This is a genomic window from Acinetobacter sp. 1125_18A (assembly GCF_052824985.1).
Window position 1 is genome coordinate 219,708 of record NZ_VTDG01000004.1, and the last position, 26,420, is coordinate 246,127.

Annotated in this window: 21 protein-coding genes; 16 read left to right on the top strand and 5 right to left on the bottom strand. The window is 37.9% G+C overall.

What is annotated here, in order from left to right; all coding sequences use genetic code 11:
- The first annotated feature begins 88 nt into the window (after positions 1-88).
- The 11 genes from FY049_RS09130 to FY049_RS09180 all read left to right on the top strand — a co-directional run bounded on the left by FY049_RS09130 (position 89) and on the right by FY049_RS09180 (position 15,089).
- Positions 89-1,333 (top strand): efflux RND transporter periplasmic adaptor subunit, encoded by a 1,245-nt coding sequence (locus FY049_RS09130; RefSeq protein WP_446083573.1) that lies wholly within the window; start codon positions 89-91, stop codon positions 1,331-1,333.
- The gene (locus FY049_RS09135; RefSeq protein ID WP_446083574.1) at positions 1,330-4,446 is read left to right on the top strand and encodes a multidrug efflux RND transporter permease subunit; all 3,117 of its coding nucleotides are present in this window, start codon (positions 1,330-1,332) and stop codon (positions 4,444-4,446) included. Before FY049_RS09130 ends, FY049_RS09135 begins: the two co-directional genes overlap by 4 nt.
- A gap of 503 nt (positions 4,447-4,949) precedes the next feature.
- Positions 4,950-5,807 (top strand): energy transducer TonB family protein, encoded by an 858-nt coding sequence (locus tag FY049_RS09140; protein WP_446083575.1) that lies wholly within the window; start codon positions 4,950-4,952, stop codon positions 5,805-5,807.
- Positions 5,808-5,848: 41 nt separating this feature from the next.
- The gene (locus FY049_RS09145; protein ID WP_004721344.1) at positions 5,849-6,445 is read left to right on the top strand and encodes a biliverdin-producing heme oxygenase; all 597 of its coding nucleotides are present in this window, start codon (positions 5,849-5,851) and stop codon (positions 6,443-6,445) included.
- Positions 6,446-6,476: 31 nt separating this feature from the next.
- A complete protein-coding gene (locus tag FY049_RS09150; protein ID WP_004721341.1) occupies positions 6,477-6,902 on the top strand; it encodes a YbaN family protein in 426 nt (141 codons plus the stop codon).
- 17 nt (positions 6,903-6,919) lie between these two features.
- Positions 6,920-7,357, top strand: coding sequence for a Fur family transcriptional regulator (locus tag FY049_RS09155; protein WP_004820653.1), 438 nt, complete (start codon positions 6,920-6,922; stop codon positions 7,355-7,357).
- A 277-nt stretch (positions 7,358-7,634) separates the two neighbouring features.
- Entirely contained in the window at positions 7,635-8,156 is a 522-nt protein-coding gene (locus tag FY049_RS09160; protein ID WP_004721334.1) for a sigma-70 family RNA polymerase sigma factor, read from the top strand.
- Complete coding sequence (locus FY049_RS09165) at positions 8,157-9,170, top strand: FecR family protein (protein WP_151957805.1); 1,014 nt, start codon at positions 8,157-8,159, stop codon at positions 9,168-9,170.
- Positions 9,171-9,433: 263 nt separating this feature from the next.
- Positions 9,434-12,568 carry a TonB-dependent receptor domain-containing protein gene (locus FY049_RS09170; protein ID WP_446083576.1) on the top strand — a complete coding sequence of 1,045 codons (3,135 nt, stop codon included), beginning with the start codon at positions 9,434-9,436 and terminating at the stop codon, positions 12,566-12,568.
- Positions 12,569-12,769: 201 nt separating this feature from the next.
- Positions 12,770-13,531: a Slam-dependent surface lipoprotein gene (locus tag FY049_RS09175; protein WP_004820661.1), complete on the top strand. Its 762-nt coding sequence runs from the start codon at positions 12,770-12,772 to the stop codon at positions 13,529-13,531.
- Between the two features lie 67 nt (positions 13,532-13,598).
- Positions 13,599-15,089: a surface lipoprotein assembly modifier gene (locus FY049_RS09180; RefSeq protein ID WP_446083577.1), complete on the top strand. Its 1,491-nt coding sequence runs from the start codon at positions 13,599-13,601 to the stop codon at positions 15,087-15,089.
- Between the two features lie 133 nt (positions 15,090-15,222).
- Here FY049_RS09180 and FY049_RS09185 read toward each other — a convergent pair whose 3' ends face one another.
- The gene (locus tag FY049_RS09185; RefSeq protein WP_333667797.1) at positions 15,223-15,918 is read right to left on the bottom strand and encodes an alpha/beta hydrolase; all 696 of its coding nucleotides are present in this window, start codon (positions 15,916-15,918) and stop codon (positions 15,223-15,225) included.
- A gap of 201 nt (positions 15,919-16,119) precedes the next feature.
- Between FY049_RS09185 and FY049_RS09190 the strand changes: the two genes are divergently transcribed.
- Together FY049_RS09190 and FY049_RS09195 are read left to right on the top strand one after the other, a co-directional pair.
- Entirely contained in the window at positions 16,120-17,016 is an 897-nt protein-coding gene (locus FY049_RS09190; protein ID WP_446083578.1) for an AraC family transcriptional regulator, read from the top strand.
- Positions 17,017-17,244: 228 nt separating this feature from the next.
- Positions 17,245-17,622 (top strand): hypothetical protein, encoded by a 378-nt coding sequence (locus FY049_RS09195; RefSeq protein WP_446083579.1) that lies wholly within the window; start codon positions 17,245-17,247, stop codon positions 17,620-17,622.
- A gap of 99 nt (positions 17,623-17,721) precedes the next feature.
- Here the strand turns inward: FY049_RS09195 and FY049_RS09200 are convergent, their stop codons facing one another.
- On the bottom strand, positions 17,722-18,957 hold the full coding sequence (locus FY049_RS09200) for a pyridoxal phosphate-dependent aminotransferase (RefSeq protein ID WP_004721317.1): 1,236 nt from the start codon (positions 18,955-18,957) through the stop codon (positions 17,722-17,724).
- Between the two features lie 221 nt (positions 18,958-19,178).
- Between FY049_RS09200 and FY049_RS09205 the strand changes: the two genes are divergently transcribed.
- Entirely contained in the window at positions 19,179-19,358 is a 180-nt protein-coding gene (locus tag FY049_RS09205; protein ID WP_004721316.1) for a hypothetical protein, read from the top strand.
- Between the two features lie 101 nt (positions 19,359-19,459).
- Here the strand turns inward: FY049_RS09205 and FY049_RS09210 are convergent, their stop codons facing one another.
- The 3 genes from FY049_RS09210 to FY049_RS09220 all read right to left on the bottom strand — a co-directional run bounded on the left by FY049_RS09210 (position 19,460) and on the right by FY049_RS09220 (position 23,390).
- Positions 19,460-20,911 (bottom strand): sensor domain-containing diguanylate cyclase, encoded by a 1,452-nt coding sequence (locus FY049_RS09210; protein WP_419258833.1) that lies wholly within the window; start codon positions 20,909-20,911, stop codon positions 19,460-19,462.
- Between the two features lie 187 nt (positions 20,912-21,098).
- A complete protein-coding gene (locus FY049_RS09215; protein WP_446083580.1) occupies positions 21,099-22,511 on the bottom strand; it encodes a diguanylate cyclase domain-containing protein in 1,413 nt (470 codons plus the stop codon).
- Between the two features lie 99 nt (positions 22,512-22,610).
- Positions 22,611-23,390: an A1S_2505 family phage non-structural protein gene (locus FY049_RS09220; RefSeq protein WP_262085757.1), complete on the bottom strand. Its 780-nt coding sequence runs from the start codon at positions 23,388-23,390 to the stop codon at positions 22,611-22,613.
- A gap of 177 nt (positions 23,391-23,567) precedes the next feature.
- Here FY049_RS09220 and uvrB point away from each other — a divergent pair, with 177 nt between their 5' ends.
- Together uvrB and FY049_RS09230 are read left to right on the top strand one after the other, a co-directional pair.
- Complete coding sequence (gene uvrB, locus FY049_RS09225; protein ID WP_446083581.1) at positions 23,568-25,589, top strand: excinuclease ABC subunit UvrB; 2,022 nt, start codon at positions 23,568-23,570, stop codon at positions 25,587-25,589.
- A 137-nt stretch (positions 25,590-25,726) separates the two neighbouring features.
- Complete coding sequence (locus FY049_RS09230) at positions 25,727-26,317, top strand: lipocalin family protein (RefSeq protein WP_056512453.1); 591 nt, start codon at positions 25,727-25,729, stop codon at positions 26,315-26,317.
- The last annotated feature ends 103 nt before the right edge of the window (positions 26,318-26,420 follow it).

Genomic DNA, 26,420 nt, shown 5'->3' on the forward strand with positions numbered 1-26,420 from the left:
TGGCTATATCCACACAATCTCCACACTTTGGTGACGCTAAGTACACAAATATTGCCAATAATCGTCATATCTAGAACTCTGGGTGCAGATGATGCCTAAGCCTTATTTTTTTATTATTTTATTGGTTGTTTTAAGTGGGAGTGCGTTAACTGGATGTAATCGCTCAGGAAATGCTGAAGCAGAACAAGCACAGCAGGCTGCACCAGCCAAAGTCAGTATTTATACCGTTCAACAGCAAGATATTCATTTGATTGAAAACTTACCTGCACGTGTACAAGCCTATCGAATTTCAGAAATTCGCCCACAAGTTGGCGGAATTATTGAAAAGGTGCTGTTTACCCAAGGCAGTGAAGTTAAGGCTGGACAACCCTTATTTAAGATCAATTCGGAAATTCTTCAAGCAGATGTCAATAGTAATCAGGCTTTATTGGCAAAAGCACAGGCAGAAGTGGTGCGTCTAAAAACCCAACAGGAGCGATATCGACAACTGCTTCCTTCTAATGCCATTAGTAAACAGGAATTTAATAATACAGAAGCTGCTTATCAACAGGCTTTGGCCGAAGTTGCTCAAACTAAGGCAGCATTGGCACGACAAAATTTAAACTTACGCTATGCGACTGTACGCGCCCCGATTTCAGGTCAAATTGGTAAGTTGCTGGTAACCGAAGGTGCATTGGTCAGCACCAGCGATACCAATCCAATGGCTTTGGTACATCAGTTAGATAAAGTCTATGTTGATGTTAAACAATCAATTTCTGAATATGAGCAATTGCAAGATCGTTTGAATGATGGTTCGTTGTTACAACGTGGCGGTGCTGAGGTCAGCATATCCAATAGTCAGGGTAAATTATATCCAGTGACTGGAAAGATTTTATTCTCAGATACTAGCGTGGATCCCAATACCGGTGACGTGACCATCCGTGTTGAAGTAAATAATCCTCAACGGAAATTATTGCCAGGGATGTATGTCAGAGTCGGTTTAAACAGAGCATCACAACCCAATGCCTTACTTGTACCTGAGCAAGCTGTGCAAAGAGATATTTCAGGTCAAGCACAACTGATGATTGTAAAAGCAAATCAGACTGCTGAAACACGTCCAGTGAGTTTAGGGCAGTTATATAAAGGTTTCTATGTGGTGAATAGTGGAATTAAAGCAGGTGAAAAAGTCATCGTTGAGGGGCATGATCGAATTCAACAGCCAGAACAGCCTTTAAAAATAACCCAGTGGAAGTCGCAATACATAACCGATGTTGGGGGCACGCAAGCACAAAATAAGGGCAGTGATCAAAGCACGGCAGGTCAGTCTTCTTCGAATACAGGAGAAAAATTATGATATCGCAGTTCTTTATTAAACGGCCAATCTTTGCTTGGGTGATTGCACTCTTTATTATTCTGTTTGGTGTCTTAAGTATTCCAAAGTTGCCGATTTCTCGTTTTCCTTCAGTTGCACCACCTTCGATTAGTATCTATGCAACCTATCCGGGAGCAACACCAGAAACCTTGAATGATAGTGTTGTTACCTTGATTGAGAGAGAGTTATCGGGAGTAAAGAATTTACTTTATTACAGCGCCACCTCTGATGCCAGTGGTCAAGCGAGTATCACTGCCACATTTAAACCGGGGACTGATCCAGAGTTGGCTCAGGTGGATGTGCAAAATAAACTAAAGTCTATCGAACCGAGATTGCCACAATCAGTTAGACAGCAAGGCCTGATTGTTGAAGCGGCATCTTCTGGATTTCTGATGATGGTCGGAATCAACTCACCAAATAATCACTTTAAAGAAATTGATTTAAGTGATTATTTGGTTCGAAATGTGGTTGAAGAATTAAAACGGGTTGAAGGGGTTGGTCGTATCCAATCCTTTGGATCTGAAAAAGCCATGCGTATTTGGATAGATCCAAACAAACTGGTGTCTTATCAGTTGTCGATAAAAGATGTCACAAATGCCATTCAAGCACAAAATACGCCGATATCTCCGGGAAGTGTCGGGAGTTTGCCTGCGGTCCAAGGACAGATGATTACACTGCCATTAACGGCTGAAGGACAATTAAGTACAGTCGAAGAATTTCAAAATATTACTTTGCGTGCCAATCAGAGTGGCGCACAAGTCACACTTAAAGATGTTGCACGGGTGGAGCTTGGGGCGCAAACCTATAGTTTTTCTATTTTAGAAAATGGAAAGCCAGCAACCGCTTTGGCGATTCAAATGAGCCCAGGGGGGAATGCAGTCAAGACATCTGAAGCGGTCAAAGCAAAAGTTGAGGAGTTGAGCAAGGTTTTACCAAAGGGAATGCAATATTCGATTCCTTATGATACTGCACCGTTTGTTAAGATTTCGATTGAAAAAGTAATCATGACATTGCTGGAAGCAATGGTGTTGGTTTTTCTTGTTATGTATTTGTTTTTACATAACATTCGTTACACCTTGATTCCTTCAATTGTCGCACCGATTGCACTTCTAGGCACATTTGCAGTGATGTTGATCAGTGGTTTTTCGGTCAACGTTTTAACCATGTTTGGTATGGTTTTAGCCATCGGTATTATTGTCGATGATGCGATTGTGGTGATTGAAAATGTGGAACGCATCATGGCAACGGAAGGCTTATCACCTGTTGATGCCACTTCTAAAGCAATGCAAGAAATTACCAGTCCAATCATCGGGATAACCTTGGTACTGGTGGCGGTTTTTTTACCGATGGCCTTTGCCAGTGGTTCGGTAGGGATTATCTATAGACAATTTACAGTGACCATGGCGGTATCCATTGCATTCTCAGCATTTTTAGCACTGACCTTAACCCCTGCACTTTGTGCAACCTTGTTAAAACCGATTGAAGCAGATCATCAGAAAAAAGGCTTCTTTGCGTGGTTTGATCGCTTTTTTGACCGCGTCAATAAAAAGTATGAAGCAATTTTAGTGAAATTGTTGAAACACATTTTTACTGTGATGATTGTATTTGTTGTTCTGACAGGTTTCTTAGTATTTGCGTTTAAATCGATCCCAACTGCTTTTTTACCAGAAGAAGACCAAGGCTCATTTATCACCTCATTTCAATTGCCTGCAGATGCCAGTCAAGAGCGGACATTGACCATTGTAAAATCGTTTGAGGAACATTTAAAAAGCAGAGAAAGTATTAAGGAAAATGTTTCTGTACTCGGGTTTGGCTTTAGTGGTTCTGGCAATAACACTGCCATTGCCTTTACAAATTTAAAAGATTTTAAAGACAAAAATACCTCCGCTGCAGATGAAGTTAACGCTGTAAATACGGCAATGGCAGAAAGTGCAGAAGGTACGATTATGTCTGTTTTACCGCCGGCAATTGAAGAAATGGGAACAACTTCGGGCTTTACTTTACGTTTACAAGATCGCGGTAATCTTGGAATGCAAGCTTTGAATGAGGCACAAGCGCAGTTGATTGGTCTTGCAGCAACCAGTAAAAAACTGGCTTATGTTTATCCAGAGGGTTTACCGCCAGGTAGTAATGTCGATTTAAAAATTGATCGTAATAAGGCAGAAGCTTTAGGTGTGAATTTTGCTGATGTGACAGATACCATTTCATCTTCAATGGGCTCAATGTATGTCAACGATTTTCCAAATCAGGGACGAATGCAGCAAGTGATTGTTCAAGTCGATGCTGATTCACGGATGAAAGTCACTGATATTCTAAATTTGAATGTGGTTAACAAGACTGGAGCACTGGTTAAACTCTCTGAGATTGTTACACCTGTGTGGACACAGTCTCCGCAGCAATACAATCGCTATAATGGACGACCATCATTGAGTATTGCAGGGGCAGGCGCAGAAGGGGTTTCTTCAGGGGTAGTGATGAAGGAAATGGAGCGACTGATTGAGCAATTACCAAAAGGAATTGGTTATGAGTGGACAGGGCAATCCTTGGAGGAAAAACAGTCAGAAGCGCAAACCAATTTCTTATTGGCATTGTCAATGTTGGTAGTTTTCCTCGTCCTTGCTGCACTCTATGAAAGTTGGTCGATTCCATTGTCGGTGATGTTGGTTGTACCTTTAGGTATGATTGGTGCAGTGGTTGCGGTATGGATCCGAGGAATTCCCAATGATATTTTCTTTAAAGTGGGTTTAATTACCATCATTGGATTATCTGCAAAAAATGCCATTTTGATTGTTGAATTTGCCAAAATGCTAAAAGAAGAAGGAATGACTCTGATTGAAGCCACTGTTGCAGCTGCCAAACTTCGTTTAAGACCGATCTTGATGACATCGTTGGCTTTTACCGCTGGTGTAATTCCATTGGTGATTGCTACAGGTGCAAGCTCTGAAACTCAGCATGCGATTGGTACAGGGGTTTTTGGTGGTATGGTCAGTGCGACGATACTTGCAATCTTTTTTGTCCCAGTATTTTTTGTGTTTATTCTCAGTGCTGTTGAGAAATTACGTGGCAAAGCTTTACCTGTACGTAAACTGCCTTAAGCGCTCTGCGTTAAGCTTTTAATTTTTAGTCTTGTGTTTTGTAGAGGATAAGCATTTGTTCTCTACAATATTTCTAGCGAATAACCGCATTTATTATATGCATTCATTTAGATGACCTAATTTTTCTTCCTATTATTTTTATCTCGTATAGTTTTCTTTAGATATACAGGTCAGTTGTTTTAACTGCATTATTTATATAAGTTTATTTTTTACATTTAAATAAATACGTTCAGTGGCCCACTGTTTTATCGTCAAATTACCTCTTCTAAACCATTCTTATTTACATTTAATTACATTTCTCATTAGGCATTTTTGCCTTCTCATTCGTCTATATAGATAAAGGCAGTGTTTTTTAAATTCACGGCAATTGATCTGATAGACGAAGCAGGAAGGATTCATGAACAGTACAACGCAATACAATAGATTGAGCAGACAAGAAAAGCACAGGGTTTTATCCAGCACTCAGCAAATGCGCTACATTTATTTGTGCTGTATCTAAGCCTATGTCTGCTGTAATTCTCGCTTCAAATGATAAGCAAAAATACTCTACGCTTTGTGGGGTAGTGATCAGTCATATATTGTTGTTATGGTCTTTGTCTTATTTAAAAACAGATGTTCGTATTGAATCACATTCACCTGAAAATGCGATTCAAATTCGTTTTATCAGCTTGAACAAAACCGATGTTGTACAACAAAGCAGTACAAAGCTGCAGATGGCATCAGAGCAAGCTGCAACGCAATCAAAAGCACAACCTCAATCTACAGTAGCAACAGCGGTACAACATCAACAACAGGTCAAAGTGATACATAGTACTGAGTCAAAAAAGTTGAAGATGGATCAAACAACACAACAGACAACGAAAACACAAGAAAAAAAACTAACCGATCAACAGACGGAAAGTAAATCTGAATCAAATCGTCAGTCAACACAAACATTCACGGAAACAAAATCATCTGCGAATACTGAACAGACTGCTTCAGGTCAGTCAAATGAGATAGCCAAACGTGCAGGTGGTGAAGCAGGCAAAGACAATAAAAAAGAACAAAACGCTGCCTCTACTTCTCAACCACAGCAACCCCTTCCCGTGAGTCGGGTTGATGTACTCAGCTTTGGCAAGCTTAATTACGATGATCGCGAATTGCAAAACCAGCAGCGCTTGTTGGTTCTCACCATCAAAATCAATCCACAAGGGCAGCCAATAGATGTCAGAGTAAAGCAAAGCTCAGGCATTAGTAGTTTGGATGAAAGAGCTATACAAGCTGCACAAAAAGCAAAATTTAAACCACATATTGTCAATGGTGAAGCATTGGCAATCGTGGTGGATTTTCCCATTCAGCTTAAGCTTGGTCGTAATCGCTGATTGGATCATTAAACAATGAAAGGGTTTATTTAGGAGTTTTTATGAACGCATCAACAGAAAAAGTGATCAGCAGTAGTTTAATGCAACGCTTGAAACAAGAAACACTGGCAGAGCATGAACGTATGGAAATTTTGATGCAGCAATCAGGCGCGTTTGAGAGTAAAGAGAATTATGCGCAATTCACCCTGTCGCAATATTATTTTCAGAAAGATGTTGAACATCTTTATCAAGATTCACAGGTTGAACAATTGATTCCCGATTTAGATGTGCGTGGGCGTTCCGATGCAGCTTTACAAGACTTGGCTGATTTAGGTTTAACGCCTCAGCAGCAGGGTATTGCAACAGATGAAATTAGTTTTCCACAATCTTTGGGCTGGATTTATGTTTCAGAAGGTTCAACCTTAGGCGCAGCATTTTTACTCAAAGAGGCTCAGGCTAGATTTGGCTTTAATGCTGATTTTGCTGCACGTAACTTAGCAGCATATCCAGAGGGTCGTGGATTAGTGTGGAAGCGTTTCAAGCAAACCCTAGATGATGCAAATTTTAGTTTAGAGGAACAGCAATTGATTATTGAGGGAGCTATGCAAGGCTTTCATCGTTTTGGTGAACTTTTAGCACAATTAAAAACACTGAAATAAATAATTGATGATGGATAAAGGAAATCAAGCAATGAAGCAAACGGGGTCAGAGACCAATCTAAATACCAGTATTTCTATGTCGGAGCCGAGATTGGCGAAGTCATGGTTGGTTCGCTGGATCTGTATTGCACTGGCGGGGTTATGTCTGGTCTTAGGGACGATCGGTTTGGTGGTTCCTGGTTTGCCTACGTTTGATTTTTATTTTCTTGCGACGTTGTTTGCTGCAAAGGGTTCGCAGCGAATGCATCAGTGGATTGTTAATAATAAAGTCATTGCTCCAATTTTACAGCAATGGCAACTCAAACGAACTTTACCTGTAAAAGTAAAACTATTTTCTTTGGCCAGTATGAGTGTGGCTGCTGGAATTTTAATTTGGACTGTGCCTCATCCATGGGCAGTAGGGACCATTGTTTTGATGATGGTTTGTGTGCAATTGTGGATGTGGTTAAAAGCATAGATGAGGATAATCTCAGGATGGAAATCTTTGAATATTATAAAAATACTGAAGAACTTAAACGCTTGCTGTTGCAAGCAAACTTAAAAGTAACCACAACACGATTAACTGTACTGAATATTTTAAGAAATGCACAACGAGAGCTGACAGCAGCCGAAATTTTGTATAGTCCAGATTTAAAAGTGAAAAAATTATCTTTTGCTGGTGTCTATCAAACCCTGAAACAGCTTGTTAAAGCAGGATTGTTGGTTAAATTTAAGCTGGGCAGTGAACAAGCATTATATTCATTCAAGGGAAGTCAAACCAATATGAGAATATATTGTAAAAAGTGTAGTCAGTTGCAACAAATTAATGATGAGGCTTTAGAGCAGCAAATTCGAGGACTTATTTTAGAACATGGTGCAAGTTCATATCATCTTGTTATAGAAAAACCCTCTTGTCCTTATTGTAGTCATTAAAACAACATGCCAAAGGGTAGATTATTTTATGATAAAAATATCCATAAATAATAAATCGGAATTTACACTGAATGATAACCAAGATATTGAGGTTCAATGTGCATTAACTATTGATAATTTAACTTTATTTTTTAAGTATATTAAACGATCAAATAGAACATAAGGATGTACATGAACTAAAAAATAATCATATATACGGGGAATTTCTCTCAGAGTGTCTTGACATTTAAATGATAATTATTATCATTTAACAGACCGTCAAAGAGTTGATCCTATTGTGAACAAAAATCCTGCATTTGTAGATCAATTGTACCGTAATCACCAATCTTGGTTGCATCAATGGCTTAGAAAAAAAGTAGGCAATAGTGAGCAAGCTGCAGATTTGGTACAAGATACGTTTATTAAAATTCTGCAAACGCGTGATGAACTTTTTGGAGTAAAAGAACCTCGTGCATATCTGGTGACCATTGCTAGAAATTTAATGATTGATCAGGTGCGCCGTAAGCGCATAGAACAAGCCTATCTGAATGAATTGAGTCAGATGGAATATATGCTGGATACAATTCCTTCGCCAGAAGATCAACTTCAGGTTGTTCAAGCGATTGACCAGATTTGTCAGGCTTTGATACGCGTCTCTGAAAAAGCACAGCAAGCTTTTGTGCTACATTATTTTGAAGGTTTAACCCATAAAGAAATTGCAGAAATCATTGGTGTTTCAACCAAGATGATTCAAAAATATCTAGCAACTTGCCTTGTGCAATGCTACGCACTGAAACAAGAGAAGGATTTGTTTGAGTAAATGATTGAAGAAGAGAAGAGTAAGCAACAATTAATCGAAGAAGCAGCGGAATGGATTGTGCTGCTGAGTACCGATGATGACTTACTCAAAAGAACAGCGCAAACAGATTTTGATGCTTGGAAAAGCAAGAGTCCACAACGCCAAAAAATTGCTCAAGATATCGAGCAATATATTACTTCGATTCAAAAACTGGTACAGACTCCACAACAACAGAAAATGACCCAATCTGTCTTAAAAACAGGTTTGCATAGTGCCCGTAAGCAAAAAAATATGCGCTATGGTGGAATTTTAACGGTGATATTGTGTTGTGTAGGGGGTATTTATAGTTATTTTATTTATCATCCAGTGTCATATCTAACCGCTGATATTAAAAATCATGCGGGAGAATGGAAAACCCAAACCTTAGCAGACGGTTCACAACTTAAACTCAGTGGTCAGAGTGCGGTTAATCTGGACTTCTCAGCAAATCAGCGTGTTGTGGAGTTGGTTCAAGGGGAAATATTTGTAGATGTGGCCAAAGACAAAGCCCGTCCTTTTATTGTCAAAACCCAACATGGTCAAATTGAAGCATTGGGAACTGCATTTAGTGTTCAATATCAGCCAGATGCGACTGGGCTTAAAATGCTACATTCCAAAGTGAAAGTTCAGTCCTCGAAACAAGACGAAGATCAAACCAAAGCATCTTCTGTGATTGTGACAGCAGGGCAAGAAGTCATACTTGATCGAAATGGTATACAACCTATACATACTTTTAATTTATACAATGAACAGCAGAAATGGAATCAACGGCATTTGATTGTTGAAAATATGTCTTTGTCAAAAGTGCTAAATGAGTTGAATCGAAACAGCAAAGAAAAAATTATATTTAACGCTGCTAAGTTAGAGAAAATTAAGGTCAATGCTGTATTGCCTTTAGATCATACCGAAAGTGCATTGCAATTATTAAGCAGTGTATTCCCTCAGCTAAATGTCTATCAAATCACCCCATATTTCACAGTTGTGACTTTGCAATAAACAGCATGATTTAAGCACTTGGTTTGAATCATGCTGTTTAGCTTTAAATTAGGCCTAAAATTTATATCGTTTTTTACTAATTGTTTGATAAATATAATTAATAATAAACTTAGAAAAATAAAAGATAGATAATTTAAATTTATTTTGAATAAATGGTTCCACTTTTTCAATTCTGAAGCGTCATAGTAAGTAGAAGCAAATATTAGGAATACATTTAATTTAATATATTGAATGATTCTTATTTACATTTACTGGAGCGTAAAATGAGTGAAGCTGTTTGCGGTCAAAAGCATCCAAAATATTCTTTCAAAGTGACATCATTGGCATTGGCGATTCATCTCGTTTGTGTGGGTGTAGCAACAACAGTCGCGACACAAAGCAGTTATGCGCTCAGTACAGAAACGCAGTCATATCATATTCCAGCGGGTTCACTTGCCAGTGTTCTGAATACCTTTGCCGAGCAAGCGGGGACCTCGATTGCAATTGATGCAAATCAGCTTAAAGGTAAAAGTAGCTTAGGTTTAAGCGGACAATATAATTTAGAAAACGGCTTTCAACATATTTTAGCAGCAACCGAGTTTACTGTGGTGAAAGTTGGAAATGGCTATATATTGAAGCATGTGGATAAAGCTGAAATTAGACCCATTCCAGTACAATCTCAGCCGATGATAGCTGATCAAGAAAATGTCGTACAACTTAGCCCAATGACTGTTTTTGGCACTGTCAGTCGCGATACAAAAGGGCAGAATGATGTTTATGATCAAGATATTTCTAGCGTCTATGCCAGCAAAGAGCAAATAGAACGATATAAAGGCGCTCAGCCAGCAGACTTATTCAAGGGAATGGTCGGAGTATACAGTGGTGATGCCCGAAACAGTGGTGCTTTAGATCCAAGTATCCGTGGTGTTCAAGGGCCGGGCCGTGTTCCTGTCCTTATTGATGGGACAGAACAGGCACTCACTGTATGGCGTGGTTATAACGGTGCGAATAATCGGAGTTATATTGACCCTAATTTAATCGGTGGGTTACAAGTCATTAAGGGGCCTTCCATCACACGCAATGTAAATACAGGTGTGGGTGGTGCGGTCGTTATTCATACTCTAGCTGTAGATGATGTTTTAAAGGAAGGTAAAAATTTTGGTGGGGAGATAAAAGTAGAAACCAGCAGCAATGCAGTGAAACCTAGAGAACCACAATTACTCACAGGTCAAAGCATTTATGATAATCCAAATTATCCAGCTACAGGAACGGACTGGCAAGGCAATCCAGTGTTCGAGCCTTATTATGATCCATCCTTATTTAAAGTAGCACGTCAGAATAAAGAAAATAATATTTATTCAGGCGATGATGTTGCAACACGTATTGCTTTGGCGGGACGTAGTGATAATTTTGAAGTTTTGGCTGCTTATGCTTATCGTAATAAAGGCAATCACTTTGCAGGAAAAAATGGCAGTGATTTTTATGATAAACCTGCCACAGGACGATTTAATTACGTTCCATACCTTGCCAAAGTTTACCCAGGAGGTACAGAAGTTCCCAATACATCCCTTGAAACAGAATCTTATTTGTTAAAAGCGGCGTGGAAACCCACAGATGAACAGCGTTTAGAGTTCGGTTATCGGGACAGTTCAATCATCAATGGAGAAATTTTACCTTCACGAATTGCTTGGGGTGAAGTCGTCAAAAATAAAGCAGGGGTACCACAATGGCCTTTAAGTCATATCGACTCCAAAGCCTATAATATGGAATACAAATATCAACCTAAAAACAATAATTTAGTCGATTTCTACGGCAATATTTGGCGAACTGATACCAAGAGCCATACTTATAGTTCAGGTGGATTTCCCAATGATACCAATGCAAACTTGGGTGTTTTTGTGAACAGTGCTACCGCAAACTCAGATAATACTCGCCAAGGAATGACCTTAAGTAATAAGTTTAAATTGCTGTCTAATCTGGGTTTAACTGTTGGGGGGAGTTTTCAAAAAGAAAAACTTAGTTCGGATGATATTTATAAAGACCCGAATATTAACGGAACAAATTCGGGTTATAGGATGTTACCGAGAGCAGGTCGTCGAGAAGAAAAAGAATTTAATTTTAACTTTGACTATCAACCTGTCTCATGGCTGAATTTAAACGCTGGTGCAAGATATCAAAACTATTGGGCCTTTGATGATTTTCTTAATGAACGAGTCAATGCGGGTGATCCCCAGTTTAGCCTGATTAAAAAAGCCACGGCATTAAGTATGACTTATTTTACTAAACGCCCAAATATGACACCAGAACTTGAACAGCAAACACGAGAAAGTATAGAGGCTCTTGCTTTAGCGGAAGGTTGGACTGATGAGCGCAAGCAGGCTCGAATTTTAAGTCGAATTTATCAGAAATCTAATAAAATTGATTACAAAATGGATAACCGTGGAAAATTAACCATTGCCAATAATCCCTTTTTAAATGGGACCTTAGTACAAGGTCGGGATTATGGATATTATTCTGGTAGTGGCATTCCTAGCGGTTATGAAGATATTGACTTAGCAAAAACAGGTGTGCAAAAAAGCAAAGATCATGGTTGGACACCGACAGCTTCAGCAACGGTTAATTTTAGCCCAAATAGTCGAATGTATTTACGTTATAGCGAAGCTTATAGAATGCCAAGTATGTTTGAAAGCACGCTTGGGTTTTCTGGAACCTTAAGTGGTTATAAGTTGCAACCAGAGCATGCATCAAATTATGAACTTGCCTATGTTCATAATCTATCTGAGTTATTTAAAAATAGCAGTTATGCAGATATTAAGTTGGCTTATTACTATAACAAAACCAAGAATGCGATTGAACGTAGTCCAACTTTGGCATTTAGCAATGTCGATAGCCTTACCACAGAAGGATTAGAACTGCAAAGTCGCTTTGACAATGGGCGTTTCTTTACTGACTTAAGTGCCAATTATCGTTTTAAAAATAAAGTTTGTGATGAAAACTCAGCGATGCTTCTAGGGGCGAGCCACCAGTTTTTATTAAATCGTTGTGTTGATGATGGATTTGTAGGCGGATATTTAGTCAGTATGGCAACCCCAAAATATTCAGTGAATTTAACACTTGGTGGACGATTCTTTGATCAAAAACTTGAAGTCGGAACTCGTGCGAGTTATCACCATAAGTATGAAAATCCTGAAACGAAAAACTATAACGATATAGAGATGAGTTATTACGCCAATACCCCTTTGGCATGGAACTCAATGACCATTGTGGATGCTTATATCAATTATCGACTTAAACAAGACACCTTATTTGAACTGGTGGGGACTAATCTCACTGACGAATTCTATATTGATCCATTAACTCGTTCGGCAATTGCAGCACCAGGTCGAACATTTAAGCTAAGCATTACCCATAAGTTTTAAGGAACTTAGAGGTAATTAACCGAATTTATTGCACACCAAATGCAATAAATGTGTGGAAAATAAGACACGTACTCCTTGATTTTACACTTGAATTTAAATATTAAAATCAGTGCAGCACATGTTTTATTTTAATGATAATCATTAAGACTTTTGTTTTTATTCTTAATGATAAAACTTTAAACTCAAATCGAGGAACTTAAAATGAAACTTCAATCTATCTCATTGGCTATTTTACTATCTGTTGGTTTAGTCGGTGTTGCACAAGCAGCTGTTGTAGGTGAATCAAGTGATATTGGTAACATTGTAGTTGGTTCTACAGGTTCACTTGGACCGACTCATCCAAACTCAGGTGTTGGTTTTGGTGTTAACACTCTTTATAACGGTGCAATTGTTGCATTCTCAGGTTTTAATGGCTATGCAGATGGCAATGGTGTTGTACGTCTAAGCCCGTACTTACCTGGGCTTCCAGCGTCTCATGCTGGGATTGGTTATGCTAACTATAAACAAGTGCCTACACAAGACGTCTGGTTTGGTGAGTGGAATGCCGAAGCCAAAGATGCCAGCGGTAAGCGTTTAGGTACGGTTGATCCAGCAACACACACTGTTTATTACAATGGTAAAGATGCGGATACCAGCGTACCGTCTACAGGTACTGCAAATTATAGTGTTCAAGGTGTCAATAATTATAATGGCTCTAATTTATTGTCAGGTACTTTTACTGCTAACTTTGCAACCAAACAGTTAACGGGTTCATTGAGCGATAGTTCACGTACCTTTAATTTGGGTACTGCAACAATTAATAACGACGCAACGATTAGTGGTTCAAATGCATCTTGGACGACTAATCCGTCAGCTGGTGCAGGGACAGTTTCAGGTCAATTCTATAATAGCCAAAGCAGCTTAGCTGGAATTGCAACATTTAACAATAATGTGCATGACGTTGCTTTTGGTGGAAAAAAATAATGATTTAAATGAGAAAGGCTTACTTCGGTAAGTCTTTCTTTTTTTATTCTATCTGGTGAGTTTATAGATGAAAAAAATAGTATTGCTTGGTGCCGTATTGCAGTGTGGACAATGTGTTTATGCAGCGGATGATACCAGTATCAGGTTAAATCAGGAAATTAGCCAACAGCAATATCAAAATGATAAGAAACTACTCAAATCAGAAGACCCTAAGAACACACAAGCATTACCGAATCTGATCATACAAGGTCAAGAATATGTGGTTAAGGATGAACCCGCAGAAGTTGCATATGCACTTTACTTGGCAGTGATGCAAAAACAATGGCAAGTGGCTTTAAGCTATCTTGAAAAATATAAAAAATTTCCAAATTATGATCAGGCTTTGACTGAGTTCGCTGAGGGCGTCATGGCACGAACACAGGGGAATTTAAGTTTAGCTGAGAGTAAACTAAAACACAGTCTAGAGATTCAATCGAATAATTTAATGACTCAACTTGAACTGGCTCGTGTCTATACTGAACAACAAAAAAATCAGCAAGGTCAACAGTTATTTCAACACATTCAATCTCAACTGGCTCTATCTACAGATCCCGCTGCCCAAGGTATTGGTCAAACCGTAGAGATGTATCTCAAAGGGCTTAAACAACGAGATGAATGGCATGGTTCATTGGCTTTTGGTTCACGCTATGCCAGCAATATCAATAATGCTTCCGATAAATACGACATTATTACTTACTACGGTATTGATCCAGTGACCAAGGAAGTAGTGCCTGTTGAACAATTAAAGCGTGGCACACCTGATGCGATCAGTGCACAAGGTTTGGACTATGAAGCGACCTTAACTAAACGATGGTCGCTTTCTGGACAACATGGTATTGCATTGCGTGGATTATTCTATGGTCAAGTTTACCCAGAGCAGACAGATTATAATGAATTAACTTTTAACTTAAATGCGGGTTATAGTTATTACAACGAACGTAATCAAGTCTTGATTGCCCCCGTATTTGAACATAAATACTATGCCCACGACCCGCTGTATAGTGCCTATGGGCTAAGGGGTGAGTGGATGCGTTTTATCTCTAACGACAAAGCTGTCAAGTTAGAAGCCGAAATGAAAGATATAAATTATTCCCAGTATAAAGGCCAAGATGGCGTAGAATATTCAGTCTATTCAACCTTTTGGAAAATTTTACCGAGAAACTGGACCCTATTTGGCGGACTGGATTTTGTCGACCATAATACCCAAGAGCAATATTTCACAGCTTATCAACAACAAGGCGTGCGTTTGGGCCTTTCCAAAAACTTTGACTCAGGTTTTAACGCAAATTTATTTAGTTCTTTCCGTTGGCGTCAATTTGATAAATTTACTCCGGTGTTGGAGGCTAGACGACATGATTTTGAACAAAATTATACTTTGATTTTAAGTGCACCTCGTTGGGCTTTTTATGGTTTAACACCTAATCTCACTTATCAATATAATCAAAATAACAGCAATGTAGAGTGGCTATATTCTTATGATAAACATAATGTTAGTTTAAAGCTGGAGCATCGGTTTTAAAGTGTTGTAGAGGTTTTATTACTGAATTCTAATTTAGGCATTTATATAGCCAAATTGAATTTCAATAAATCTAAGTTTTAAATGGGCCTATGATATAGAGGAAATCCATTGATTCCCTCTATTCATTCATCATTTATTGAGCAAGAAAGCTGACAGCTTCCTCAATCAAGTCTGAAATTTCTTTTGGATGTGATGCCAAAGAAGCATGGCTTGCATCTAACGAAATCACTTTTTTTGCATTTAAGCGTGCAGACATGACTTTTTGATTTTCAGGGTGGATCATTCGATCTTGAGTCGAGATTTGATACCAAGATGGTTTCGTTTTCCATGCTGGCGTGGAAATCGTATCGGCAAAAGTGCTTGCTACTGGCGCTTTTTGGGTGACACCCATTGCAAACCCTTCATCTTTGGTTAAATCCTGACAGAAACTTTCATGGAATTTATCTGCTTTAAGCCAGAGATAACCATCACTGTCTGGTTCTAAGTTTGGTGCAGCCTCAGGTAAATGTTGTTGAGTAATGCCACCAGGGCTTTCGTTTGAGTCAGGTGCAAAAGCAGCAATATAAACCAGGCCTACCACATTCGTTTGATTGCCAACTTCAGTAATTACAGCGCCACCATATGAGTGACCAACCAGAAGCACATCTCCTTTAACTTGCGCAATCATTTTTCTTGTTCGTTCAACATCTTCAGCCAGTGAGCTCAGCGGGAGTTCTACTGCACGTAATGATTCATATCCTCGGTGAGACAGCTCAGTTACCACTTTACTCCAATGAGCAGCGCCTCCCCAAAATCCGTGTACGAATATAATTGTCGGTTTATTACTCATGTGTGTCTCCTAGCTAAATGCTATTGTATTTGTTGAGCTAAATGATTGAAGACTTTTTGTATAAAGATTGGATAGATACTGAATGTAATTTTTATACTCAAAAAAGCTTCTATAAACGATTATTCATGTTTAAATTCACTTTAACAATAACAGAAACACCAATGTTTTTGCAGAAACACTTTTTAGGAATTGTGACAAAGAATGAGAGATAAATATGCTGAAAAAAGTGCTTTAACGGATATATTCTTTGATATTTACCAGTTTGCAAAAATATCAGGTGAGATCTATGACTTCGCGCGATTTACAGATCAACAACAGTTAAGCTTTAAACAGGATTATGCATATATCCATATCGTTCAGCAGGCGACATGTAGACTTAAAGTAGCAAACTCTAATCTAGATCTGGTTTTAAAAGCAGGGGATATTATTGTTCTACCTTCAACTGGAGAACACACGATTGAATTGTTGGATGCTGAAAACCAAGCAGCCGCTGTGATTAGCTGTATTTTTAAACTCAGCGGAATTTATGGTGCAGCCATAATCGAGGGGTTGCCTCGCTATATCCATGTCCCATCGCATAATGATACTGGTAAAATTGCAGAATGGGTGCCAATGACTGTTGCTGCGATAAAGCTTGAGCTTGAGCATCCTAGCCTTGGTAGTCAAGTGATGCTTTCACGAATCATCGATCTTCTATTGGTGTGGTCAATACGGTTTTGGTTGGCAAAGGCAACCATCGAACATAAAAGCTGGATTGTCGCTTTACGTGATCCTGCGATTAGTAAAGCATTATCTTTGATGCATGATCGTCCTGCTTATGCATGGGATGTGGAAAATTTGGCTCAATCCACCCATCAATCTCGTTCAAGTTTTGCTAAAAAATTTGTTGAACAAGTGGGTGTTTCTCCAATTCAATATTTAAAAAATTGGCGGATGAGACTAGCAAGTCAGTTTCTAAAAGAGACAGACAAAAATATCTTTCAAATTGCTGAATTAGTAGGATATAGCTCACAAGCAGCATTCACTCGTGCTTTCACACAAACATATGGATATGCACCGAAAGTATTTAGAGCATCATTGATACAAAGTGATCTATAAATACAAATGATCAACTTTAGTTTTTATGCTCTAAAACGCGCTTTAACACTGAATCGTATTTAGTCAAACTGATCTGGAACAGCAATAAAACTTGAAGATTTAGGCTAGGTCTTAGATTTTTTTGAAGGTGTGCTTAGATTGGTTAATGTCATAAATGTAATTCCCATGACCGTGAATTGTATAGTTTCGACCTCTAGAATGAAATGATATCTCAATGGGAAGAATGACATGAAAACTTTAATCAGATTAACTGTTATTGGTCTTTGTAGTGTTTCAAGTTTAAGTTTTGCATCACATCAAAATACGCAAGAAATACGCATTGATCACTTTGGTACAGGTAGCGATGGAGATAACACGTCAGGTCTTTTATTGAAAGAGCCAATAAAACTTGTGCCTTATTCAAAGCTTGATCAAAATAAGGGGCCGAGAATTGAACATTATGGCACAGGCAATGATGGAGACAATACCACAGGGTTATTATTAGTCGATCATGAAAAGTACTATGCGGCAAACACATCTACTGTGCAAGTTGATACTGTACGTATAGATCATTACGGTACTGGAAATGATGGAGACAATACCACGGGCTTGCTACTCAAAGATTAATTTACAAAAAATATAGAAGCTTGTTGATAAGTAAGATTAACAAAGATAAAAAAATGGGTGTAATCAATACACCCATTTTTCATTTAAACCAATCTCGTCTTATTGCGCTGCTTTTTCAGCTGCGATTGAAGCAATTGCTGCATCAACACCGTCAATAGAATCTGCAGCTTTTTTAATACGAGCAAGCGCATCAACAAGTACTTCATCAGCAGTCGCATAAGAAATACGCATATAGCCGCCTAAACCAAAAGCATCACCAGGAACAACAGCAACACCAGTTTCTTCCAATAACCATTCTGAGAATTCTGTGCAAGATTTTAAGCCTTTTGCACGAATCAAAGGACGAATGTTGGCATAAGCATAGAATGCACCATCAGCAGGTAAGCAGCTAATCCCTTGAATTTCATTCAAGCCATTCACAACTAAATCATGACGACGTTTGAACGCTTCAATCATTGGTTGAAGTACATCTTGAGGACCATTTAACGCAGCTTCAGCAGCAACTTGTGAAATCGAAGTTGGGTTTGAAGTTGATTGTGATTGGATTTTTTTCATTGCGCCAATCAATTTTGCAGGTCCTGCTGCATAGCCGATACGCCATCCAGTCATTGCATATGCTTTAGATACACCGTTAAGCACGATAACACGCTCATAAAGATCAGGAGCTACAGTAGCAATATTGTAGAACTCATCATCCCAACGGATCGGCTCATACATATCATCAGAAGCAACATAAACTTGAGGATATTTACGGAGCACTTCTGCTAAAGCTTCAAGCTCAGCTTTGCTGTAGATCATGCCTGTTGGGTTAGAAGGACTATTTAAAACCACCAAACGTGTTTTGTCTGTAATCGCAGCTTCTAGTTGAGCAGGTGTAATCTTGAAACGTTGTTCTTCACCACATTTCACGATGACAGGAACACCTTCAGCAATGATCACCATATCTGGATAGCTTACCCAATATGGCGCTGGAATAATGACTTCATCACCTTTGTTTAACAAAGCAAGTGCTAAGTTAAAGAAAGACTGTTTACCACCGCAAGACACTAAAATCTGATTTGCAGCATAGTCAAGATTGTTATCACGTTTTAGCTTCGCAATAATTGCTTTTTTAAGGCCTGGTGTACCATCAACAGCGGTATATTTGGTAAAACCGTTGTTAATCGCTGTAATAGCAGCATCTTTGATGTGTTGTGGGGTGTCAAAATCTGGTTCGCCAGCGCCCAATCCGATTACATTTTTACCCGCAGCTTTTAATTCAGCAGCTTTGTTGGTAACAGCAAGCGTTGGAGACGGTTTGATGGCATTTACACGATCAGAGAGACGTACGTCCACGGCATTATTCCTTCTTATAGGGATTAAAAAAATAAAAAGCACATTATCATAGCCTAATTTTTCATGTTTGGTCGTCTAATATCTATGCAAATTCAATAAATATTCATCAAAAGCAGAAATTAATGTATCAAGAGAATACAAATAAAAGCGAAAGTTTAAGAGCACTCGCATCAAAGCTGAAATTTACGTACAATATAGTCAGTTAAAATTGAGTGAATCACATGAGCACCCAAAATACTCCCAAAAAGAAGCCATTGGTGAATTTACCATTTCCAATGCCATCATCTTTAGAAAATGATGATGATGTTGCCCACAACAACGTCCGTCCTAAACCTGAGCAATATGCAGATCGTACTTGGATGCCACCTCGTGGTACACGCCGTTCGATGGGAAAACGCTAAGTGTTTGAGATATAAAAATAGGTGCTTGATGCACCTATTTTTATAATAAGAATTAAAAAGAATATTTTTATTAAGGCTATAACATTTATCCTTATGGATTATTAAGCACTACCATTTAACATTTCCGTGACATATTCATAATAATTTTTTTTCTTTTGATACATCAATAAATCTGCACGTTTCAACATATTGTCTATACTTTCATTTGCAGATGTTGTTGCATAACCAATGGCAATACTAATAGGCTGTGACGAATAATATTGATTGTCGATATTGAGTAATTCTTCAATAGTCATAATCATCGATTCGACGGTCTGTTCATTTGCCGCAGGCATAAGAATCACAAACTCATCTCCACCAATACGGGAAGCGGTATAACTTGTATTGGCAATGGTACGAGTCAGAATGTTGCCCATTCGTCGCAATAATTCATCACCAACATCATGACCCAACTGATCATTGATGGCTTTTAAACCGTTCATATCAATAAAAATGGCTGAAGTCGGACGCAGTACACCACGCTCTAAACGATTAATTTCCTCTGTATAGAACGAACGATTGAATAATTTAGTCAGAACATCATGTTTCCCCAGATATTCCAAATACGTTTCTGCTTTTTTCCGTGCAGTAATATCAGTCAATGCAACTTGCACTAGACTCCAGTCATGTTCATAACCCGGGAAAACAGTAAATTGAAGCAATACATTTCGTACTGAACCATCCAATGCATAATTTACAGCTTCACGTTGATGATGAATTTTACCATTCCAGAGTTCAATCAGTTGCTCACGGAAAGTCTGATACATCTCTTTTGCAAATACTTTGTTTAAGTTTTTAAACAGGGTTTCTTTGTCTTTGGCTTTAAATAAATCAAGGGTTGCTTGATTGACATCCAATAAGATGATGTCTTCGATACACTGGTTTACAAAGTCGGTATGTACATCTAAGAAGGTGCGAAAATCTTCGATACCAATTTCACGGAGTTGGTCTATGCGGAGTCTTACACGACTAAAATCTTCAACCCACAACGAGGTAGGCGAGTAAATAAAGCGAGATTCTGCCAGTTGGCGATTTTTTTCTTCTAAACGGCGCGCATTTTGATAGTCCGTAATATCTTCAGTGGTGATTAAAACCCGGTCTAAACTGACTTCTGAACCCGGCATGATGATACCGCGTAATTTGATGTCTAATTTTTTGCCTGAAATCGTGTAATTGACTGTGGTATTTGAAAATTCAGGTTCTCCATTCCAAAGTGCAACCAGCTCTTTGATATGTGAGTGCAGCATTTCTTTCTGAAAAATAATATTTAAGTTCTGATACAGGTGTTGCTGATTTCTGGCTTCAAATAAATCTAAGGTTTTTTTATTGACATGTAGAATTTTAATTTTGTGTGCACAAGCCGTAATCTGATCTGGATTTTCTTCTAAAAAGCTTTGAAGATTTGTGATTCCTTGGCCTTTCCACTGATTAAATTGTTCTCTTACTTCGCTATAGTCCTCTATCCACATCGGGGTAGGTGATATATCAAAAATAGAAGAATCAGAAAATTCCATTATAAGATTCTCGTGTGTTGAGCGGTGATCTAGAATGTTTGAAATATATCCTAAAAAAGAGCGATATAAAATAATAAAATCCAAGTTATTTATTACTTATTGTATTTTATGATCGCTGGTTATCCTTTTATTGGGTTTGCATTGATGTTGGTTAATTTCAATTAATTTCTTTAATTCTTAAAAGACATTAATCCGTATTTAATAAATAATATGCTTGCTTATCTTGATACATAATTTGATCTGCTTTTTTTAATAAATCATCAATATTTTTATAATGGCTTGTTGTCGCATAACCAATCGCAACATGAATTGGATGTTGAGGATTGTTCAGTCGATCTATCTCTAATTCTTGTTGAATGATCTTAAGTAATGTTTCTATATGCAGATGATTTGATTCAGGCATAAGAATCACAAATTCATCACCACCAATACGCGAAACAGAATAAGGTGTTTTGATGGTGGATTTTTTTAACAGGTGTGCAAAACGTTGAATCAGTAAGTCGCCGACATGATGTCCCTGTAAATCATTCACTCTTTTTAAACCATTGATGTCTAAATACATACATGAAAGTGAATTAAATTTTTGAGATTGTAAGCGTTGAATTTCACCGATAAAAAATGTTCGATTATATAACTGCGTTAATTGATCATGTTTACTGGCATGTTGCAGATGATCTTCTAATTTTTTTCGTTCCGTTAAATCGGTAAAGGCAATTTGCACGGTATCCCAGTTATGTTTTGAATCTGGAAAAATAACAAACTGTTCGAGTACATGCAGCAAATCTCCATTGATTGACTGGTATTCACATTCTCGTTTAAGTTGATGATGATCATTCCATAAGTGTAATAATTGTTTATGAAAATTTTGTTGATAATTCTCTCTAAAAATATGATTTAAATGCTGATAAAAATGTTGTTCATTGTCGGCATTAAATAAGTCCAGTAAAGCTTGATTTACACCAACTGATCGGATGTTTTCAAAACAAAGAAATAGAAAATCTGGATTTTGCTGAATATATTGATCTAAGTCAGTGACATTATTCGCTACTAATTGATTAAATAATGATTTTATTTTGCTGTAGTCTTTGACCCAGAGGGCAGTGGGTGAATGCAAAAATAGGGATTCTGCAATCCGACGTGCATTTTGACACTGAGAGATATCTTCCGTGGTTAATAAAACTCGATCCCAGCTTTGTTTCGCATCCGTTAAAATATTGGCTCTAAGTTGGATATCAATTTTTTTGCCTTTGCAGCTAAGGTTGACCACTTGAATCGAGCAATCTGTTTCTTTATTCCAAAGCGCTGAAAAAAATTGGATATGTAATAGTTCAGTATTTTCTGTATGCATTTCCGGAAATTTTTCTAAAATATCCGCTAAATCATCAGCTTCATATAAAATCAGGGTGCTTTTATTGATATGAATGGTGCGGATCGCCGCCAAACAAGGTTTTAAACGGCTAGTATCTTCCAATAGATGTTGCTTAATATCGGATATACCTTGCGCGGTCCACTCATCAAATATTTTTTTTATACCACTAAAATCTTGTAGCCACATGGCAATTGGAGACAAATCAAATATTGTTAAATCCATTTGCTCCATATATTTTCCAATTTCTCTTTTATTAATTTAATCTTAACTATATAACATAAGTAAAAACTTAACATAAATAGTTGTTCAATTAAAAATAATCAAAGCATTTTACTTTTTAGCTCGATGTTCTGCTTTGGGTGCAGCAATGGTACGCTGACCAGTCCATACTGCAATAAAGTCTGTTTCATTTAAATTATAGAGTTCTAAAAGCGCTAAAATAGCACCCCCAAAAATCATTGAACCTTCTGAATTAGACTGAAATTCAAATATTTTTCCATTTAAATTGTGCAGGATATCTTGTATTTCAAAAATACGATCTCGACCATTACTATCGTTAGGATACATTGGCGTATTGAGAATAATTGTAGCAAGGCTTTTTTCAGCTTCAGTTAAATCTAAGCTTTGAATCTTTTGCTCTATATCTGAACTAAAAATAACCTCATCAGTTAAAAAACTATGCAGTAATTTTTGCGTGAGCTTAGGCAAGGTTTTTTCTACAAATGGACGGAATGAAGCAGGGAAGATCACATTGCGTGAAATACCTTTAAACATCGGCGCGATTTCTTCGACTTTATAGCCTGCAACACCACAACCCACCGACGTAATAAAATATTTCATCTTCGGGTGATTTTTTGTATAAATTTTAAAATCATCAATATAGTGTTGAATTTGCGAAAGTGGCATTTGTTGTAAATGTTCATTCATGGTCGGTATAGCAAAACTTTGTCCTGCCCAGCCACGTCCAACACCTTTGGTTGCGCCAAAATGTAAATGTGCTGTTTTTGCCGCACCGCCTTGATGAGTACCCGCCATATTACTACCAAAAACAAACACAGTATCTTCTGGCAAAGTTTTGATTATGCTTTCATCATGATAGTGATATGTCATGTTTTTCAATCTTTTAATTGGCTTGTTTCCATGTTGCTATTGAAATAAAAAAGGGTCAAGGTATTTGTTGAATATTGTGTAAAAAGCCCCATCTAGAATAGGTGTCAATGTATGGGTTTAATTGGTTTCTGTTAAACTACTGTGGCTTCTTCCCGATTGGTTAAAGAGTGAATTATTGTGAGTGAACATCAACCTTTTGAACTTGTTACAAATTATCAACCTGCTGGGGATCAACCACAGGCAATAGCAAAATTAGTCGAAGGCATAAATAAAGGTTTTCACGACCAACTTCTACTCGGTGTAACGGGTTCAGGGAAAACCTATACCATGGCAAATGTGATTGCACAAACGCAACGTCCAACTATTGTCATGGCACATAACAAGACTCTCGCTGCACAATTATATGGTGAATTTAAAGCATTTTTCCCAAACAATGCAGTTGAATACTTCGTTAGTTATTATGACTATTATCAACCTGAAGCTTATGTACCATCTTCGGATACTTTTATTGAAAAAGATTCAGCAATCAATGATCATATTGACCAAATGCGTCTCTCTGCTACACGTGCTTTATTAGAACGCCGTGATGCCATTATTGTCGCTTCAGTATCCGCAATCTATGGTTTAGGTGATCCCAATGCTTATATGAGTATGTTATTGCATATTGTACAAGGGGACAGAATTAGTCGTGATGACATTATTCGCAGACTTGTTGAAATGCAATATACCCGTAATGAGCTGGAATTTTTACGCGGTACCTATCGTATTCGTGGCGAAATTATCGATATTTTCCCTGCTGAATCGGACCAACATGCAGTTCGGATTGAGTTGTTTGATGATGAAGTCGATTCAATTCGATGGTTTGATCCAATTACTGGGAAAATGGTCCGTAAAGCACCGCGTATAACAATCTACCCAAAAAGCCATTATGTAACGCCAAAAGACAATTTGCAGCGTGCAATTGGAACGATTCGTGATGAATTGGCTGATCGTTTAGTGTTCTTTAAAGAACATGAAAAACTCCTTGAAGCACAGCGGATCGAACAACGGACCCGTTATGATTTAGAAATGATGCAACAATTGGGTTATACCAATGGTATTGAAAACTACTCAAGGCATTTATCTGGTCGCCCAGCGGGTGAAGCACCTCCGACATTATTTGACTATATCCCAGATGATGCGTTACTGATTATTGATGAATCGCATGTGACTGTTCCACAAATTGGGGCAATGTATAAAGGTGACCGTTCACGTAAAGAAAACTTGGTCAATTATGGTTTCCGTTTACCTAGTGCATTGGATAACCGTCCGATGAAATTTGAGGAATGGGAGCGTATTGTTCCAACCACTATTTATGTCAGTGCAACACCTGCGAAATACGAACTGGAAAAATCTGAACAAGTTGCAGAGCAGGTGGTACGTCCAACAGGATTGGTCGATCCAGAAATTGAAATACGTCCTGTATTGACTCAAGTGGATGATGTGCTTTCAGAAATTAATATCCGTAAAGAACTCGATGAACGTGTTTTAGTCACCACCTTAACCAAGCGGATGGCAGAGGACTTAACTTCATATTTAAAAGAATATGGGGTTAAGGTGGCTTATTTACATTCAGATATTGATACCGTTGAGCGTGTCAAAATTATTCACGAACTGCGGACAGGAGTACATGATGTTCTGGTCGGGATTAACTTGTTGCGTGAAGGTCTGGATATGCCAGAAGTATCGTTGGTTGCCATTCTTGATGCAGATAAAGAAGGTTTTCTTCGTTCTGAACGGTCGTTAATCCAAACCATCGGTCGTGCCGCTCGTCATTTAAAAGGTAAGGCGATTCTATATGCTAACCGTATAACTGATTCGATGCAGAAAGCCATAGATGAAACTGATCGTCGTCGGGCCAAACAAATTCAATTTAATGAAGAGCATGGCATTATTCCACGCAGTGCTGTACGTCAAGCAATTAAAGAAATTGATACTGGTGAAGTGATCAGCGATGATCAAATTGAAGCAGGTATTAGTGACCAGCATCAGGCTTTAACTGCGGATGAGCGTCATATTTTATCTGATCCAAAACTCTTTACGAAACACATTAGCAAGCTTGAAAAAGAAATGCTAAAAGCGTCTAAAGAACTGCAATTTGAACAAGCTGCGCGATTACGTGACGAAATTGTGCGTTTAAAAACCAGAATGTTAAAGTAATTGTCTCATTGTGAAATGATTTCACTTTTGTGCTTGCTGTAGCTTTAGCTCGAACAAGGATACATAAAGCTACAGTCTAAGTTTAAATTTCTGATTATTTTATAATAAATAGTAAAAAGTAATGCTGAGGGTATAAGGTGCAATTATTTAAAATATTACCCAATTCTTATGACTTTAAAAAATTAATAATCGTATTTGGGATGGTTTTTTCGAGCTTTTTTTATCCAAAAGTCTATGCGGAAAACTCGACTTTAGCTGCGATTCCAAAATTGGAATTGGGTCAATATTTAGGGCTATGGTATGAAATTGCCCGCAAGCCAATGTATTTTCAAAAAGATTGTAAGTCGGATGTGACTGCACGATATACCGTGAATGAATATGGCAATGTTGCAGTTGATAATAGATGTGTAGATCAAAATGGACAAGAATTACGTTCATTGGGTGAAGCATTTATCAGTAATGAGCCGTTTAATTCAAAATTTAAAGTAAGTTTTATTCCCGAAGCGATTCGTTGGATGCCGGTGGGACGTGGTGATTATTGGGTGTTAAAAATTGATTCAAACTATCAAATGGCTTTGGTGGGAGAACCGAAGCGAAAATATTTGTGGTTGCTGTCTAGAGACCCTCATCCAGATGAAGCAAAAGTAACTGAATTTCTTCGTTATGCCCAGACTGTTGGTTTTAACTTAAAAGATCTGATTCGAACCAAGCAGAACGCGCAAGAATAATCAGAAATTTAAGCCGATATATTTTGAATATTTCGATATTTGCAAATCTTGAGTTTGGAAAAATAATTGAATATTCAAATTAATTTTGGGTGAAGATGTTTAT

Excerpts from the sequence above, each read along its gene's own strand:
- FY049_RS09205 (WP_004721316.1), top strand. The coding sequence starts at position 19,179 with ATGAGCACCCAAAATACTCCCAAAAAGAAGCCATTGGTGAATTTACCA.
- FY049_RS09175 (WP_004820661.1), top strand. The coding sequence starts at position 12,770 with ATGAAACTTCAATCTATCTCATTGGCTATTTTACTATCTGTTGGTTTA.
- FY049_RS09220 (WP_262085757.1), bottom strand. The coding sequence starts at position 23,390 with ATGACATATCACTATCATGATGAAAGCATAATCAAAACTTTGCCAGAA.
- FY049_RS09130 (WP_446083573.1), top strand. The coding sequence starts at position 89 with ATGATGCCTAAGCCTTATTTTTTTATTATTTTATTGGTTGTTTTAAGT.
- FY049_RS09185 (WP_333667797.1), bottom strand. The coding sequence starts at position 15,918 with ATGAGTAATAAACCGACAATTATATTCGTACACGGATTTTGGGGAGGC.
- FY049_RS09135 (WP_446083574.1), top strand. The coding sequence starts at position 1,330 with ATGATATCGCAGTTCTTTATTAAACGGCCAATCTTTGCTTGGGTGATT.
- FY049_RS09210 (WP_419258833.1), bottom strand. The coding sequence starts at position 20,911 with ATGGAATTTTCTGATTCTTCTATTTTTGATATATCACCTACCCCGATG.
- FY049_RS09165 (WP_151957805.1), top strand. The coding sequence starts at position 8,157 with ATGATTGAAGAAGAGAAGAGTAAGCAACAATTAATCGAAGAAGCAGCG.
- FY049_RS09155 (WP_004820653.1), top strand. The coding sequence starts at position 6,920 with ATGGAAATCTTTGAATATTATAAAAATACTGAAGAACTTAAACGCTTG.
- FY049_RS09150 (WP_004721341.1), top strand. The coding sequence starts at position 6,477 with ATGAAGCAAACGGGGTCAGAGACCAATCTAAATACCAGTATTTCTATG.
- FY049_RS09140 (WP_446083575.1), top strand. The coding sequence starts at position 4,950 with ATGTCTGCTGTAATTCTCGCTTCAAATGATAAGCAAAAATACTCTACG.
- FY049_RS09195 (WP_446083579.1), top strand. The coding sequence starts at position 17,245 with ATGAAAACTTTAATCAGATTAACTGTTATTGGTCTTTGTAGTGTTTCA.
- FY049_RS09170 (WP_446083576.1), top strand. The coding sequence starts at position 9,434 with ATGAGTGAAGCTGTTTGCGGTCAAAAGCATCCAAAATATTCTTTCAAA.
- FY049_RS09145 (WP_004721344.1), top strand. The coding sequence starts at position 5,849 with ATGAACGCATCAACAGAAAAAGTGATCAGCAGTAGTTTAATGCAACGC.
- FY049_RS09190 (WP_446083578.1), top strand. The coding sequence starts at position 16,120 with ATGAGAGATAAATATGCTGAAAAAAGTGCTTTAACGGATATATTCTTT.
- FY049_RS09180 (WP_446083577.1), top strand. The coding sequence starts at position 13,599 with ATGAAAAAAATAGTATTGCTTGGTGCCGTATTGCAGTGTGGACAATGT.
- FY049_RS09215 (WP_446083580.1), bottom strand. The coding sequence starts at position 22,511 with ATGGAGCAAATGGATTTAACAATATTTGATTTGTCTCCAATTGCCATG.